Origin of the sequence: Clostridium sp. (assembly GCF_036781005.1) — a bacterium.
GTDB lineage: Bacteria > Bacillota > Clostridia > Clostridiales > Clostridiaceae > Clostridium_B.
This window is the reverse complement of sequence record NZ_DAIQBT010000017.1, coordinates 1-15,898: the sequence shown is the minus strand read 5'-3', so window position 1 is coordinate 15,898 and position 15,898 is coordinate 1. Positions and strand designations below refer to the sequence as shown.

Genomic DNA, 15,898 nt, shown 5'->3' with positions numbered 1-15,898 from the left:
AACTTAAATTAATACCTACCTGATTTTAATCTTTTAATCCCTTCAACACCGCTAATTTTGACATGTCAAATATGGAATTTCTCTCTTCAACTATAGTTATATTTTCTTTTATATATTTTTTATCCTCACTCAGTGCAAATAAAGAAGCTACATTTCTATTAAAAGAATTATTCATCAAATTCTTAAGTACTGGTCTTGTTTCCTCCCTGCTGTGAAGTTTCTCACAAAGTTTTTCTATTGTACTATCCACTTCTAAGATATATCTGTCCTTTAGTAATTTTTTCTTCTTTATCTTATTCAGTACTAAAATCGATAATTTTAAAATATCATATCTTACATTAAACTCTACTTCATCATAGCTTTCACAGATAAAATTTACCGCTTTATTCAACTGATTTGTGTATATATCTATATTTTCCTTGCCTATAATAAAAGCAAGCATAACCATAGCTGTGGTTTCTATTTTATCCTCTATACTACTGTCTTCATAGTCCACAAAGACTCCATCGGCAAACTGATTCTTTGCAATTATCCTTAAAAGTTTTTCTCTTGGATACTTTTTATCCAGATACTTATTATCACTACGACTTATTTCCACATCATCTTCATATATAAAGCTTCTGTATAAAAATCCTCCTGAATCTTCACCTATCTTATTTTTATTATTTACTACATTTTCTTCTACTTTTATAGGAATTATATCCCTGAGTTGTATCCCAAGTACAGGTTCTTCCCTGAGTTCCATCAATATAAATGTGGTCTCTGAACTTATAAGTTTGTTGTCCTTTGAAAGCTCTATTATCTTTTTTCTCATACTTTCCCTTATTGTTCCTCTTTGAGCTCTCATGTTTATTTCCAGAGATTTTATTCTTTTTTTAGCCCATATTTTTTTTAACAGATTGGCATTTTCTTCTGTGTTGAAGTTATCTATATCCACCTTTTGCATATATTCTTTTCCAGCTACATTTCCCTTTAATACTATCTGCCCTCCCACTTCTCCAAGTACATTTGCAAATATGGAAAAAGGTTCTCTGTCATACATGTATTCTATGGTTCTTGGATAAGAATTTTTAACCTTAAGTTCCCCCCAGTCAATTTCTATGTTATCAACCTGGGGATTTTGTATTCTATTAAATTGTCTCAATACTACATCTTCTATTCTCTCCTCCCTATCTATAAACTCCGCTTTTCCACAGCTTTCATGAGCCAGTTTATTTAAAAAGTAGTTATTGGCAGATGAATCTATTCCAAAAGTAAATATTCTATTTTCACCTATATTTTCTTTTACATAGCCAAGTATATCTTCCTCATCATCTACCAGATCATCCGTAAATAGAAGTATGGTATTTTTATCACCTTCTTTTTCAAGACTGTACCTTATTGCCTCAAATATATCCGCATCTTCTTCTGTATCCAGATTATCTATCCATTTAGAAGCTTTTCTTAAAGAATCCTGGGTAAATTCTATCATTCCATCTTTTGAAAAATCCCTTAAATTTACTCCCATAGCTATTATATCAAAGGTATCTCCCTTAGACAGATTTCTTATACAAAGCTGAAGTGCATTTTTGGCCTGTTCCAGCTTTTCACCTTTCATAGTATCTGAAATATCAATTAAAAATATATAATTTTCCTTAACCTCTTCCTCATAAGGGTCAAGCTTTGGAATCATCCTTATATATACTATTCCCTTTTCTTTGTCATTTTCTTTATATTCATATATCATTCCATCTGCTTCAAGAGTTTCCTTCTCTTTTATGAACAATATAAATTCCTTATCCATTAAATAATAATCTTCTTCCAAAGTTATCTTGGCTACTGTGTCTCCTTCCCTCTCCACTTTTATCTTATGGTAGGGACATCTAAAGTCAACTCTACTTAAAGATTCCACTATTATACTTACTTTAAATTCAAAATCTTTATCCTTACCCTTTTTTATTTCCAGTCTATTAACCAAACTACTCCTTAACTCTTCAATTTTTGATTTGCTCCTTATTATTTTAGGTTCTGAAATTGCAGGTACAGTAAGTTTAAAGGTACTATCTTTATAATCCAATTCATCTATATAAGAAAGTTTTATTTTCACAGTTTCTCCAGAAATTATTTTACCTATACTTATTTTGAAGAAATGGGGACTAAATTCCTCTAGTGAAAAAATACTGTCTCCTCGAATTCTTGCATTCTCATAGACTTGCAGTGCCTTATCCTTTTCCTCCACTATTGCTTTTAGGGTTCTTCCACCTATCTCTGCTTCAAATCCAGATATTACTGCTGTAGCTGGTATAGGAAAAATATATACTCCTTCTATATCTTCATCACTGCAGTTTTCATAAACTTGATTTATAAATACTTCTGCATACCCTGCACAAAGGTTACCTGTAATACTCACTTTTTTCAATAATATTCCATCATCAATCCTCTTATTTATTTTGCCATAAGGCAACATAATCTCGCCTCCTTCTCAATTTATCCGAAAGCTACCATTGCTAACACCCCCATCTTCTTCAAGTGGGGGATAAGCACTGCTATACCCCTGGATAAGTGATTCTAAGATTCAGATTACGATGTGCATTCCTTATAGGCAGACTCCACCTGAACCTAAGAATTACTTGATATATAATATGTAAAAATGATACGTTGTAAGTGTTAACGTTGTCAACTGTCTAACTTTATTAATTTAAAACTATTATTAATATTTCATTATAATATGTATATTATTATACCATATTTATTCTTATTTATTTTTACACAAATTAGAAGTATAAATAAAAATTTGGAAGCTCAAGGCCTCCAAATTTTTATTTATACTCTATTTACTATTTATCCAGGACATCATAGACCTAAGTTTTTTTCCAACTATCTCAATAGGATGTTTCTGTTCTTTTTTCCTCTTTGCAATAAATGAAGGTCTTCCTGTCTGGTTTTCAAGTATCCAGTTCTTTGCAAAGGTACCATCTTGAATTTCTCCAAGTACCTTTTTCATTTCTTTTCTTGTATCTTCTGTTATTATTCTCTTGCCTATGCTGTAATCTCCATATTCTGCCGTATCACTTATGGAATATCTCATATAGCTTAGTCCGCCTTCATTCATCAAATCCACAATTAATTTCATCTCATGCATGCATTCAAAATATGCATTTTCAGGTGCATATCCTGCCTCAACCAATGTTTCAAATCCTGCCTTTATAAGTTCTGATATTCCCCCGCAAAGTACTACCTGTTCTCCAAATAAATCTGTCTCTGTTTCATCTTTAAAGGTAGTTTCAAGAACTCCTCCTCTTGTGCCTCCTATTCCCTTTGCATAAGCCAGTGCATAATCCTTTGCTTTTCCGCTGTAATCCTGATATACTGCATAAAGACATGGAACTCCTTTTCCCTCTGTGTACTCTCTTCTTACAATATGTCCCGGTCCCTTTGGTGCAACCATGATTACATCTACATTTTCAGGAGGGGTTATCTGGTTGAAGTGTATATTGAACCCATGGGCGAACATTAGCACTTTTTCCCCTGTCAAGTTATCTTTAATACTCTCTTCATATAAAGCTTTTTGCTTTTCATCCGGTATAAGTGTCATAATCATATCTGCTTTTTTTACAGCATCTTTTGATTCCATTACTTCAAAGCCATTTTCCTCTGCCTTTTTCCAGGATTTACTCCCTTTATAAAGACCAATTACCACATTTATTCCACTGTCTTTTAAATTCTGTGCATGGGCATGGCCCTGACTTCCATAGCCTAGAACTGCCACTGTTTTATCCTTCAATAAATCCAGATTCCCATCTTCATCATAATAAATTTTTAAATTTTCCATTAGTATTTCCTCCTATATTGTTATTTTCTAAAAATAACACAAAAAAATAGACCTTCTGCCTGGGGCGAAAGTCTACCGCGGTACCACCCAAATTTGTTACTTATGTTTTATAACGGCTTTTACCGGCACAGCTTACTATAGTTCAGCTTACAACTCCAGGGGGAGTTTCAACATGCAACATTTATGGATTCCCAGCTTCAACCACTCTCTTTAAAATGTCAATCACATCTACTTGATCCCTGTCTCAGTTTTTAATGTTATTTTTATAATCTATTACATATGTTATTTTATGTCAATATGCCTGCCAAGCTGTCAAAAAAATTATTTCTTTTAATTGTATCATTTATAATATTAGCTGTCAATAATTCCTCCTCCAATTAAAATATTATCCTTATAAAATACCACAGATTGTCCTTTAGTAATTGCCCTTTGTTTATTTGTAAATCTTACTTTTACTTTTTCCTCATCCAGATAACTTATAGTTGCCTCTGCTGGTTTTGAGGAATACCTTATTTTAGCTTCTACCTTCATAGGGGATGTCAATTTTTCAAAAGGAAGAAAATTTACGTCCTTTGCCACTAAATCTGTTTTAAATATATCCTCTTCACTGCCAAGTACAACTTCATTGGTATAAGGTCTTATATCTGTGACATACATAGGTACACCAAATGATAATCCCAGTCCTTTTCTCTGACCTAATGTATAATAAACTATCCCCTTGTGTTTCCCAAGTACATTTCCTTCTTTATCTATAAAATTTCCTACTTTTACCTTATTTTTCATAATTCTCTTTATATAAGCTCCATGATTGTTATCTGGAATAAAGCATATTTCCTCACTATCCCTCTTAGAATGAACCATAAGACCTATTTTTCTCGCTATTTCCCTTATTTCTTCTTTTTTGTATATTCCACAGGGCATTAAGGTATGTGCCAGCTGAAATTGAGTTAAATTATAAAGAGCATAAGTTTGATCCTTATTATAATCCTTTGATTTTTTAAGGGTATATCTATCATTAACTTTTTCTACAGTAGCGTAATGCCCTGTAGCCACATAATCAGCTCCCAAACCCATAGCTCTTTTTAAAAGTTCATCAAATTTTATATGTTTATTACATGCTATACAAGGATTTGGCGTCTTTCCTTCCATATACTCCTGAACAAAATAATCTATTACATTTTTTTTAAATACCTCTTTAAAATTCATAACATAATGAGGTATATGAAGATTATATGCCACCATTTTAGCATCTTCTACAGCACTTAAAGAACAACATCCACTTTCCGTATCTTCATAATAATCATCTTGCTGCCAGACCTGCATGGTTACCCCAATAACCTCATAACCCTGTTCTTTCAAAAGATATGCAGCAACAGAACTATCCACTCCTCCACTCATACCTACTACTACCTTTTTTGCCATTTCATCACCTATTCTAATTTAAAATTTTCCTAAATTCCATTTTGTATTATTTTTCCTTAATCTAAATACAGTATTTTTTATAATATCTGCCACATAATAAATATCCTCCTCTGAAGTACCTGCCCCTAAACTAATCCGAATAGAAGACTTTGCCCCATCATCTGAAAGTCCTATGCATTTTAATACATGAGATGGCTCTATGGCTCCGGCAGAACATGCACTTCCCGCAGAAACACATATGCCCTTATTATCTAAAGCCATAACCAAAATTTCTGCACCCACAGAATCAAAGGAAATATTCACATTACCTGGAAGTCTGTTTATTTTATGTCCATTTAAACTGGTACCTGGTATGCTTAAAAGTTCTTCTATCATCTTATCTCTAAGATAACTTAGTCTTTTACTCTCTCTATCCATATTTGAAGCTGCAATCTCAAGAGCTTTTCCCATGCCAACTATGCCAGAAATGTTTTCCGTTCCAGCTCTTTTTCCTCTCTCTTGGGAACCTCCGTGAATTAAACTATCTATCTTTACTCCTTTTCTTATATAGAGAGCACCTATGCCCTTGGGTCCATAAAATTTGTGAGATGACATGGACAAAAGATCTATATTCATCTCCTTAACATCAACAGGAACAATACCCACTGCCTGAACCGCATCTGTATGTAGTAAAACCCCTCTTTTTCTGCACATATCTCCTATTTCTTTTATGGGTTCTAGGGTACCTATTTCATTATTGGCAAATATCACAGATACAAGCAATGTATCTTCTCTTATGGCTCCTTCAAGTTTTTTTATATCTACTATTCCAAATTTATCCACAGGAACATAAGTAACCTTAAAGCCTTGCTCCTCCATATACCTACAGGTATTCATTACAGCAGGATGCTCTATTCCAGTAGTTATTATATGATTCCCTTTTTCCCTATTTGCAAAAGCTGTTCCTTTTATAGCCCAATTATCCGACTCTGATCCCCCACTTGTAAAAAATATTTCATCCCTGTTTGCATTTATAATTTTTGCTATCTTTTCTCTAGCATTCATTACAGCCATCTTTGTCCTTCTGGATATACGATAAACAGAAGAAGGGTTACCAAAATATTCATCAAAATATAATTTCATTTCCTCTATAACTTCCGACTTTACAAAAGTTGTAGCCGCATAATCCATATAAATTTCCCTATTCACCTTGATTACATCTCCCATAAAAGTAATGTTTGAAAAGCTGATAATTATTATACTAATTTTATTTTTAAATATACTTTTTGTCAACATAACACATTTTAATTGTATAAAATCTTCACTTTGTGATATTATAATTGTTACTATACAAAAAAGAGGTTAATATTATATAAACTTAAAAATCAAAGTTAACATATATGGGAACATGCTGTACTGTCTTTAAAAAGCTGCTGTAATAACAGCCACGGCTCCCCTTCTTACAGCTGTCATAATAAAACAAAATGTAAAAATTATAATCACTGCAAAAATACAATTTCAAATAAATCATATATTAATAATATAAGCCTTATAAGAACAGAAGAACTATATGATGTCTTGAAAAATTTTCCAAACTACAGTGATGTATGGAAAAACACACTACTAAATTTCATAGAACTTGAAAAAATCAATTTATCAGATAAAGAAGAAATTCAGGTAAATAATATTATTAATAAAGGATTTACCCCTCCTATAACTGTAATTGACGGTATAATAAGATACTATGCAGGTATATCTAATATATTGATTTACAAAGATATAAAAGAACTCCTTGAATAATGAAATAACTCTTAAAACTGTCATTTTTCTACTATAAATTTCCCTATAATCGCAGGCAAAGATATTGATAATCAATATCAATTAAAGTATAATAAACTATAATGGTTAAAATATCTATAAAAAGTAAAATTGTACTAATGTACTCACTTTTTCTTTTCCAGTATAAAATATGGACTTAAAATGAAATACTATACCATAGAAAGGAGAAAAACTAATGCAAACCATACAGTGGCAAAATGTATTTGGTTCAGATCTAAAAACTATAAAACAACACCGCTATTGTACCGAATATCACATCGAAAATCAGAGCGGTACAGGAAAACTTATACAGTATGAAGTACTTCCCGGAATTCAATTGACATATAATTTGTTTCAACTAGATATAAATCCAAATAATAATATAACAAATACAAATATTATAGAAATCAATCATTGCCTGGAAGGTAGATACGAATGCCAGTTTAAAAAAAATGATTACATATATTTAAATGAAGGTGATTTATCTATCAACAATTTTTCATGTAAAAAAATTTCATCCAATTTCCCATTGGGATATTTTAAAGATATATCTGTTATGATTTATTTAGATGAAGCTGTAAAATCCATTAAAGAAATGAAATTACCTGATTCCATTGATTTATATAAACTTATGAAAAGACTATGTACACAGGGCCACTGCCTTATCCTGAGAGCCAAAAATCAAATAAAACATATTTTTTCAGAACTTTATCCAGTAAAGGAAGAACTCTGCCGCACATATCATCAAATAAAAGTAATTGAACTATTGCTTTTTTTGAGCAGTGCAAATGTTTCAGAACAAAACCAAGAAAAACCCTACTATTCAAGAAAGCAGATAACCATTACCAAGCAGATAAGAGAGTATTTGATTATACATGTAAATAAACACATTACAATTGAAGAAATATCAAAAAAATATGAAATTGGTGCAACCACACTAAAAAATTGCTTTAAAGGCCTTTATGGAACAACCATTCGAAATTATATGAACCATCACAGAATTAAGACTGCCACATTTATGCTTCAAAATTCTTATGACAGCATTGCCGTCATAACAGCCAAAGTAGGCTATGAAAATCAAAGCAAGTTTGCAGCAGCATTTAAGAAAATAACTGGTATGTGTCCTTTAGAATATCGAAAATTCAAGGATGGAACTTGAAATTAGACAAGCTAAAAACAGTATCATCTAAGAAAAACCTTTATACCCTCTTCTTATAATAAATCACAGGTATTTTTAATTAAAGGAGTTTTATATGATAAATTTAGAAAAATATTATACTAAAATAAATAGAAATCTTTTTAATCCTGATTCCAATAAAGAATTTTTGAATAACACAGTTGAAAATACACAGAATTCCAATAATATAATTTATCTGTCCTTTGCCTATGGTTTGAAAATTGTTATTATTAAAAATCTGAATTTTGAAGCAAATTTAAATATTGAAAATATTTTTTCTTTACATCCATACTTACTTTTTATATTTATACATAGTCAACTAATGATCCACTTTTTTGCACGCTGTTGTTCAACATAAACATGTGCATACCAGCCATCTTGTTTTAATAATGCTTCATGATTTCCAGCCTCTCTGATGACTCCCTGATCTAACACAATAATGTTGTCAGCTTGCATAATAGAGTGCTGTAAAACTACTCTTTTAAAGCAGCTTTACAGCACTCTTTTGTTTAAAAGTCATTAATCACTGATAAAAAGTATTTTCGCTGTGACTAAAAAAGTATTTTAGAACTTTTCATTGAATTACTAACTTTATTCTGCACTTTCAAAAAGTCTATCTGTCGTTCCAATTTCTGCTCCGTCAGATACACCATCTATAGTTACATCTACAGTACAACTTTCAATAGTACTTCCTTCTGCTCTTCCAACTACTGTTTCTGGAGTAACAGCATCGTTTATACTTCCTTGAACTTCACAATTAGAAATTGTAAATACACTTTCCATATCGTACTTATTCATGTATAATCCTGTACCAACAAGGGCAGCAGTATGTGTAGCATTTTTACCATTTATTGTTACAATGATTTTGCAATTGGAAATTTTAGCTGGATTTTCTCTATCAAATGTTCCAGAAAATCCACAAAGTCCACCTACACCATGAGCTGATTCTCCAGCATTGATAGTCACATTTGCATTACAATTTGTAATGCTTGTCATATTTTCAAGGCAGCCACCTACACCACCAAGTCCCATAGCATTACTTCCCTTGGAGTTTACTACACCCTCACTAGAGCAACCATCAATTGTTCCTCCAAAAGATCCCCCCACAATAATACCACCGCATTCTGCATTATCAGGTAAAATATATTTACCATCTTCAAATATATTGTCGCCTAATACATTTATTGTTGCAACAGCAGTACAATTTTTAATAGTTCCCTCATCATTTCCTCCTAAAATACCACCAATGCAGTTATATCCACTTATTGTGTTATCTCCAGACAATGTAAGATTTTCAACTATGCCTTTGTTGTAGCCTACCACAGCACCAACTGACATCGTACCTTCAGCTGTCACATTCTTCATTTCCACATCCTTTACTATTGAAGAACTTGAAGCAGTACCTATCAATCCTACACCTACAGAATCTTTTTTATTTGTAGTTAGATTGGAAATAGTATGATTATCTCCATCAAAGCTACCTTTAAACGCATTTACAAAATATCCTGCTTCATCCCCAGCCTGTGGATTAAATATACCAATAGGTTCCCAGTTTGCATAACTTGACAAGTCAATATCGGCTGTAAGAATAAAGTTTTTGCTTAAATAATTTCGTACTTTATTCAGCTGTGCTGCATTTGCAATTTTATATGGAGAAGATACGGTACCATTGCCTCCTGCAAAAGGATTGCTTCTGGAGGAACCTCCTCCACCTCCACCGCCGCTGCTAGGTTTCTTTGGATTATCCTGTTTATCATTTTCACCAGAAGAATTTACATTCACTACACTGGTTACTATATTTTCTGATACAAGTGAAGTTCCCCCTATTGCTATTACCTTGCTGTCTTTATCAACTTTGGACTTTATTATACTCACTGTATCCTCGTTCATGGTAGCACTTACCAATATTATAGGATTGCAATCTTTAGATGCCAGAGCAGAAACAGACAATGCATCTGCAAATTGATCTACCCCATTATATTGTGCAGCTGCCAGGTATATACTGCTAAAATTTATGTCATCTTTAAATTTGTCAAGTATTTTTTCATTACTCTCATATCTGTCTTTTCCGTATATTCTCTCAGTATTTTTGAATATACTCTCTATATACTCTCTATATACTCTCTATATCCTTTGATACCAGGGATTCTCCCCCTATTATGTAGGCCTTTTCTACACTATTATTCTTTGAATACTCTGATACATCTTCTTTCCTATCTGCCAACAAAATAGGCATTCCCTTATTAGCTGCTATATAACTTATGGAAAGTGCATCTGAGAAAGCCTTTCCTGAGACCAGCACCACTGAGGAACTTTTTCCCACTTTATCTGCAATGATTTTTGAAGCTTCGTATCTTGTGGCTCCCCCCAGTCTTGTTACATTACCTGCCTTAGGTGATGCAGCTTTTATTTCAGATATTACCTTGTCTGATATAACTCCGCTCCCACCTATTACTGTGACCCTATCAGGATTCAACCTTGATAATTCTCCCTTTGCACTTTCACTTAAAGCTGATTTTCCAGTAAGCAAAATTGGTGCATTGTATTTCTTTGCAAGAGGTGCTGCACAAAGTGCATCTGGAAAATTTTCTCCATTACATATTACTACATCAGATGCAGTTTCCCACCCAGTTTTACTTATAAGTGATGAAGTTTCATATCTGTCTTTTCCAAAAATTCTTTTTTGGTTCAAAGAATATGAAGACTCCGGAAAAACAGTGGTTGAAAATAACATTACTGTACCCACTATTAATCCTAAGATCTTTTTCACTTTCAAATAGATTTCCCCCCTTAATGTTTTATTTGAATACAACTCAGTTAGATATGCCTAACCAAATACTATTATATGAAAAATTATTTTACAATACTACTCCTTTTAGACTTTTTTCACTCCAAATAGACTTTTAGTTTTCTATTTGCACCAGTAATACACATTAATTCTTTATTGTAATTCCCTTTTCATAAAAATTATAGATATAAAAAAAGCCGGTTATAATCCAAATAACTTTTTATAGTCATTATTTTCCATTTTAAAGATCACTTATTCATTTTAGCTGCTACTTTTTTTATAGCTTCAAAGCTTTCTTCACTGATTACATGCTCAATTCTGCATGCATCCTCTGCGGCCTGTTTCTCACATACACCTAGCTTAACTAACACCTTTGAAATAATTATATGACGTTCATACACTTTAGAAGCTATTTTCAATCCATCTGAGGTTAGTTTAATATATCCCTCTTCATCCATAATTATATAATTATTTTGTCTTAAATTTTTCATAGCCACACTTATGCTTGGCTTTGTAAACCCTAATTCTTTCACAATATCAATTGACCTTACAGAACCATTTCGTTTGCTTAACACCAATATAGTTTCCAAATAATTTTCTGCTGATTCTTGAACCTTCATTTAACCACTTCCTAGAATTTAATCTTTTTCTATTAATTATAATCTAATTATAATCAATTTTTGAAACTTTCCAATCCATTAAAAAATAAAGAGGAGGCCAGTATAGCCCTGCCTTATACTGACCTCTTAAAAAATACTCTCTTAGTTTTAAAATCTTTTTTCTGCTTTCTATTCTATAAATTCCGCTATAGATGCACCTGGTGGAACCATAGGGTGTACTTTTGCCTTAGTATCAATAACACATTCTATAATAACAGGTTCATTTAAACCCAATGCCTCTTTCAGACATTCCTCTACTTCACTGTTGGATTCTATTTTAAATGTTTTTATTCCATAGGCTGCTCCAAGCTTCATAAAATCTACTTCAGGGCCAAATTCCGTATGTGAAAATCTTCTGTCATAAAACATATCCTGCCACTGATGAACCATACCAAGAGCATGGTTATTAAAAAGCAATTGAACTATAGGAAGCCTGTATCTGGATATGGTAACCAATTCTGTAGAATTCATTTTGAAGCTTCCATCTCCTGCCACATTTATTACCTTTTTATCAGGATTTCCCATAAATGCTCCTATGGAAGCTCCAAGTCCATATCCCATAGTTCCCAGTCCACCAGAGGATATAAAAGTTCTAGGTTTCAAGTATTTAAAATATTGTGCAGCCCACATCTGGTGTTGTCCTACTTCAGTTGTCACTATACAATCTCCTTTAGTAAGATTATAAAGTGTCTCCATTATAAATTTAGGACTTAACTCACATCTATCCTTAAAAGGATCTCTTTCACTTTGTTTCCACTGTCTTATCTGATTCATCCACTTATCATGATTTAATCGATTCAACTTTTTGTTAAGTCTTTGGAGTACATCTTTAACATCTCCTGTTACAGGCACATCCACATCTACAATTTTTCCAAATTCCTTTGGGTCTATATCTATGTGGATAATTTTTGCCTTTGGTGCAAAAGCTGAAACCTTACTGGTAACCCTATCACTGAAACGAGCTCCTACAGCTATAAGCAAGTCACAATTACTCACAGCACGATTGGAACAAGGAGTACCATGCATACCTACCATGCCCATATAATACTCATTGTTTCCTGGAAAAGCTCCTATGCCCATAAGAGAACAAGTAACAGGTGAATCTATTTTTTGTATAAACTCTTTAAGTTCTTCTTGTGCCCCAGCTATTATTGTCCCTCCGCCAGAATATACTACAGGTCTTTCACTACTTTTTATCATATCTGCTACTTTATCTAAATCATCTTCACAATTTTTCAGTTCCAAAGACGGTTTTTGCTGTACTTCATAGTCAATTTCCGCTGTCTGCATATCCTTAGGTATATCTACTACTACAGGTCCAGGTCTTCCACTAACAGCCATTTTAAAAGCCTCTCTTACTATACCTGGTAAATCCTCTGGTTTATCTATAATATAATTTTTCTTAGTTATAGAATCTGTAATACTTTTAGTGTTTACTTCCTGAAAAGAATTCTTTCCAAGAAGATTCAAAGGAACCTGCCCTGTAAACACCACTATTGGAATGGAATCCGCATAGGCCGTAGCAATTCCTGTTATAGTATTAGTCGTCCCTGGCCCTGAAGTTACAACAGCAACTCCAATTTTTCCCGTTGATCTTGCATAACCATCAGCTGCATGAGTAGCCCCTTGCTCATGAGCAGTCAATATATGCTTTATTTCCTTGGTACTATATAATGCATCATAAATAGGTATTACAGTTCCTCCCGGATAACCAAATATGGTATCAACACCTTGTTCTATCATACATTTTAATAATACTTCGGCTCCTTTCATCCTCATAATAATAGCCCCCCTTTAGTTTATTCTCCACACATCTTTATCTCTTCTAAATTTATTATTATTTACTATTTATCCAGGACATCATAGACCTAAGTTTTTTTCCAACTATCTCAATAGGATGTTTCTGTTCTTTTTTCCTCTTTGCAATAAATGAAGGTCTTCCTGTCTGGTTTTCAAGTATCCAGTTCTTTGCAAAGGTACCATCTTGAATTTCTCCAAGTACCTTTTTCATTTCTTTTCTTGTATCTTCTGTTATTATTCTCTTGCCTATGCTGTAATCTCCATATTCTGCCGTATCACTTATGGAATATCTCATATAGCTTAGTCCGCCTTCATTCATCAAATCCACAATTAATTTCATCTCATGCATGCATTCAAAATATGCATTTTCAGGTGCATATCCTGCCTCAACCAATGTTTCAAATCCTGCCTTTATAAGTTCTGATATTCCCCCGCAAAGTACTACCTGTTCTCCAAATAAATCTGTCTCTGTTTCATCTTTAAAGGTAGTTTCAAGAACTCCTCCTCTTGTGCCTCCTATTCCCTTTGCATAAGCCAGTGCATAATCCTTTGCTTTTCCGCTGTAATCCTGATATACTGCATAAAGACATGGAACTCCTTTTCCCTCTGTGTACTCTCTTCTTACAATATGTCCCGGTCCCTTTGGTGCAACCATGATTACATCTACATTTTCAGGAGGGGTTATCTGGTTGAAGTGTATATTGAACCCATGGGCGAACATTAGCACTTTTTCCCCTGTCAAGTTATCTTTAATACTCTCTTCATATAAAGCTTTTTGCTTTTCATCCGGTATAAGTGTCATAATCATATCTGCTTTTTTTACAGCATCTTTTGATTCCATTACTTCAAAGCCATTTTCCTCTGCCTTTTTCCAGGATTTACTCCCTTTATAAAGACCAATTACCACATTTATTCCACTGTCTTTTAAATTCTGTGCATGGGCATGGCCCTGACTTCCATAGCCTAGAACTGCCACTGTTTTATCCTTCAATAAATCCAGATTCCCATCTTCATCATAATAAATTTTTAAATTTTCCATTAGTATTTCCTCCTATATCGTTATTTATCTTATATTCAACATCTTGTGTTAAACTTATTTACTTATTAAATTAAAAAATATGCATATAAAAAGACCAAACTTTTTGCCCTATGGGGCGAGAAGTTTGGTCCGCGGTACCACCCAATTTTTTTACTTGATTAATTAACGGCTTTGCCGGAAAAACCTACTATAAGTTCAGTTTAACAACTCCAGGGTGATTTTCAATAGCATTCAATTTATGAGCTTTCACCTACTCTCACTCTCTTTAAAATATTTTGCCATTTACTCTTCCCTATCACAGTTTTTATAATAGAAATACTCATTTACTTAAAGTTACTTCATTTTTAGTGTATGTGACGATAATAATACCTTCTGTTTTAAATGTCAATACTTTTTTTAAATTTTAAAACTAATTTTTTTTATTCGATTATTTTTTACTATTATATTAAATAACATACTGTTTACATATTAAATCGATTTTATATCTACTATCCTTCATTAATAGCACTATTCTTATATCCATATACAAAATAAAGTATTAAACCTAAAATAAGCCATACTACAAATCTAATCAGAGTACACTTTGAAGGTTTATTATTAAAAATATACAAGCTGCCATGGAAAGAATAGGAGTAACCGGTGAAAATGGAACTTTGAAAGCTCTTGGTCTATCTGGTTTTCTCTTCCTTAAAACTATAACTGATGCAGATACTATAACAAAAGCTGTTAATGTACCTATGTTAGTAAGCTCTGAAACCACTGCAATAGGGGTAAATCCAGCTATAATCATAGTTACAATTCCAACAAGTAACGTACTTCTTAAAGAAGTATGAAATTTTGAATCACATGAGCAAATACTTTTGGAAGAAGTCCATCTCTTGCCATTGCAAACATTACACGAGTTTGTCCAAACATCATAACAAGTAAAACTGAAGTCAGTCCACAAATTGCACCTACTGCTACCAAAGCAGAACCCCAAGCCCCAAGTTATTCCCACTTGCTGAAGTGCAAAAGCTACAGGAGTTGCTGTTTTTTTAAATTTAAGATATGGAACCATACCTGTTAAGATAGCTGACACTACAGATGTAAAATACTACATATATTTTAATATTCAGTATATTAAAATATATGTAGTATTTTATATCTTACTATATATTTATAATATACTTCATTCTTTTTACTGTTTTTTATTTATATTTTATCTCACACAATAAAATATGAATAAAAAAAGTTATTTTAAATCTCTCCAAGAGATAATCAAGGTAATTTTAATTGAAAACTAAATGCCGTGATAAATTTGAAAACAAATCTATCACGGCATTATATTAATAAAAATATGTCTATTAAATTTATATTCTATCCACCATAAGCTTCTTTAAATACTGCAATCAAGTCTTCCTTAGTT

At 32.6% G+C, this 15,898-nt stretch carries 12 protein-coding genes, 1 pseudogene and 2 other annotated features; of the genes and pseudogenes, 2 read left to right on the top strand and 11 right to left on the bottom strand.

The window, feature by feature from the left end; genetic code table 11:
* Positions 1 to 25: 25 nt before the first annotated feature.
* The 4 genes from V7Q02_RS08595 to nifS all read right to left on the bottom strand — a co-directional run bounded on the left by V7Q02_RS08595 (position 26) and on the right by nifS (position 6,421).
* Positions 26 to 2,446: a VIT and vWA domain-containing protein gene (locus V7Q02_RS08595; RefSeq protein WP_333860597.1), complete on the bottom strand. Its 2,421-nt coding sequence runs from the start codon at positions 2,444 to 2,446 to the stop codon at positions 26 to 28.
* 363 nt (positions 2,447 to 2,809) lie between these two features.
* Complete coding sequence (gene ilvC / locus V7Q02_RS08590) at positions 2,810 to 3,811, bottom strand: ketol-acid reductoisomerase (protein ID WP_333860589.1); 1,002 nt, start codon at positions 3,809 to 3,811, stop codon at positions 2,810 to 2,812.
* A gap of 57 nt (positions 3,812 to 3,868) precedes the next feature.
* Positions 3,869 to 4,066 (bottom strand) — a binding site (T-box leader).
* Positions 4,067 to 4,162: 96 nt separating this feature from the next.
* Positions 4,163 to 5,233, bottom strand: coding sequence for a tRNA 2-thiouridine(34) synthase MnmA (gene mnmA / locus V7Q02_RS08585; RefSeq protein WP_333860596.1), 1,071 nt, complete (start codon positions 5,231 to 5,233; stop codon positions 4,163 to 4,165).
* An 18-nt stretch (positions 5,234 to 5,251) separates the two neighbouring features.
* Entirely contained in the window at positions 5,252 to 6,421 is a 1,170-nt protein-coding gene (nifS, locus tag V7Q02_RS08580; protein ID WP_333860595.1) for a cysteine desulfurase NifS, read from the bottom strand.
* A 369-nt stretch (positions 6,422 to 6,790) separates the two neighbouring features.
* Here nifS and V7Q02_RS08575 point away from each other — a divergent pair, with 369 nt between their 5' ends.
* Both V7Q02_RS08575 and V7Q02_RS08570 read left to right on the top strand, forming a co-directional pair.
* On the top strand, positions 6,791 to 7,012 hold the full coding sequence (locus tag V7Q02_RS08575) for a hypothetical protein (RefSeq protein WP_333860594.1): 222 nt from the start codon (positions 6,791 to 6,793) through the stop codon (positions 7,010 to 7,012).
* 214 nt (positions 7,013 to 7,226) lie between these two features.
* Positions 7,227 to 8,189, top strand: a complete 963-nt coding sequence (locus V7Q02_RS08570; RefSeq protein ID WP_333860593.1) for an AraC family transcriptional regulator — start codon at positions 7,227 to 7,229, stop codon at positions 8,187 to 8,189.
* Between the two features lie 333 nt (positions 8,190 to 8,522).
* Here the strand turns inward: V7Q02_RS08570 and V7Q02_RS08565 are convergent, their stop codons facing one another.
* From V7Q02_RS08565 to V7Q02_RS08535, 7 genes and pseudogenes are all read right to left on the bottom strand, one after another.
* Positions 8,523 to 8,663: a hypothetical protein gene (locus tag V7Q02_RS08565; protein ID WP_333860592.1), complete on the bottom strand. Its 141-nt coding sequence runs from the start codon at positions 8,661 to 8,663 to the stop codon at positions 8,523 to 8,525.
* 135 nt (positions 8,664 to 8,798) lie between these two features.
* Positions 8,799 to 10,247 carry a GLUG motif-containing protein gene (locus tag V7Q02_RS08560; RefSeq protein ID WP_333860638.1) on the bottom strand — a complete coding sequence of 483 codons (1,449 nt, stop codon included), beginning with the start codon at positions 10,245 to 10,247 and terminating at the stop codon, positions 8,799 to 8,801.
* Between the two features lie 73 nt (positions 10,248 to 10,320).
* The gene (locus tag V7Q02_RS08555) at positions 10,321 to 10,977 is read right to left on the bottom strand and encodes a cell wall-binding repeat-containing protein (RefSeq protein ID WP_333860637.1); all 657 of its coding nucleotides are present in this window, start codon (positions 10,975 to 10,977) and stop codon (positions 10,321 to 10,323) included.
* A 266-nt stretch (positions 10,978 to 11,243) separates the two neighbouring features.
* On the bottom strand, positions 11,244 to 11,615 hold the full coding sequence (locus V7Q02_RS08550) for a metal-dependent transcriptional regulator (RefSeq protein WP_333860591.1): 372 nt from the start codon (positions 11,613 to 11,615) through the stop codon (positions 11,244 to 11,246).
* A gap of 168 nt (positions 11,616 to 11,783) precedes the next feature.
* Positions 11,784 to 13,433: a biosynthetic-type acetolactate synthase large subunit gene (gene ilvB / locus V7Q02_RS08545; RefSeq protein WP_333860590.1), complete on the bottom strand. Its 1,650-nt coding sequence runs from the start codon at positions 13,431 to 13,433 to the stop codon at positions 11,784 to 11,786.
* Positions 13,434 to 13,491: 58 nt separating this feature from the next.
* Entirely contained in the window at positions 13,492 to 14,493 is a 1,002-nt protein-coding gene (gene ilvC, locus V7Q02_RS08540) for a ketol-acid reductoisomerase (protein ID WP_333860589.1), read from the bottom strand.
* Between the two features lie 108 nt (positions 14,494 to 14,601).
* Positions 14,602 to 14,801: a binding site (T-box leader), on the bottom strand.
* Between the two features lie 180 nt (positions 14,802 to 14,981).
* Positions 14,982 to 15,574: pseudogene (locus V7Q02_RS08535) on the bottom strand (amino acid permease); the annotation flags it as partial.
* Positions 15,575 to 15,898 lie beyond the last annotated feature (324 nt).

Coding starts and splice junctions, on each gene's coding strand:
- V7Q02_RS08595 (WP_333860597.1), bottom strand. CDS start 2,446: ATGTTGCCTTATGGCAAAATAAATAAGAGGATTGATGATGGAATATTA.
- ilvC (WP_333860589.1), bottom strand. CDS start 3,811: ATGGAAAATTTAAAAATTTATTATGATGAAGATGGGAATCTGGATTTA.
- mnmA (WP_333860596.1), bottom strand. CDS start 5,233: ATGGCAAAAAAGGTAGTAGTAGGTATGAGTGGAGGAGTGGATAGTTCT.
- V7Q02_RS08570 (WP_333860593.1), top strand. CDS start 7,227: ATGCAAACCATACAGTGGCAAAATGTATTTGGTTCAGATCTAAAAACT.
- V7Q02_RS08565 (WP_333860592.1), bottom strand. CDS start 8,663: ATGCAAGCTGACAACATTATTGTGTTAGATCAGGGAGTCATCAGAGAG.
- V7Q02_RS08550 (WP_333860591.1), bottom strand. CDS start 11,615: ATGAAGGTTCAAGAATCAGCAGAAAATTATTTGGAAACTATATTGGTG.
- ilvB (WP_333860590.1), bottom strand. CDS start 13,433: ATGAGGATGAAAGGAGCCGAAGTATTATTAAAATGTATGATAGAACAA.
- ilvC (WP_333860589.1), bottom strand. CDS start 14,493: ATGGAAAATTTAAAAATTTATTATGATGAAGATGGGAATCTGGATTTA.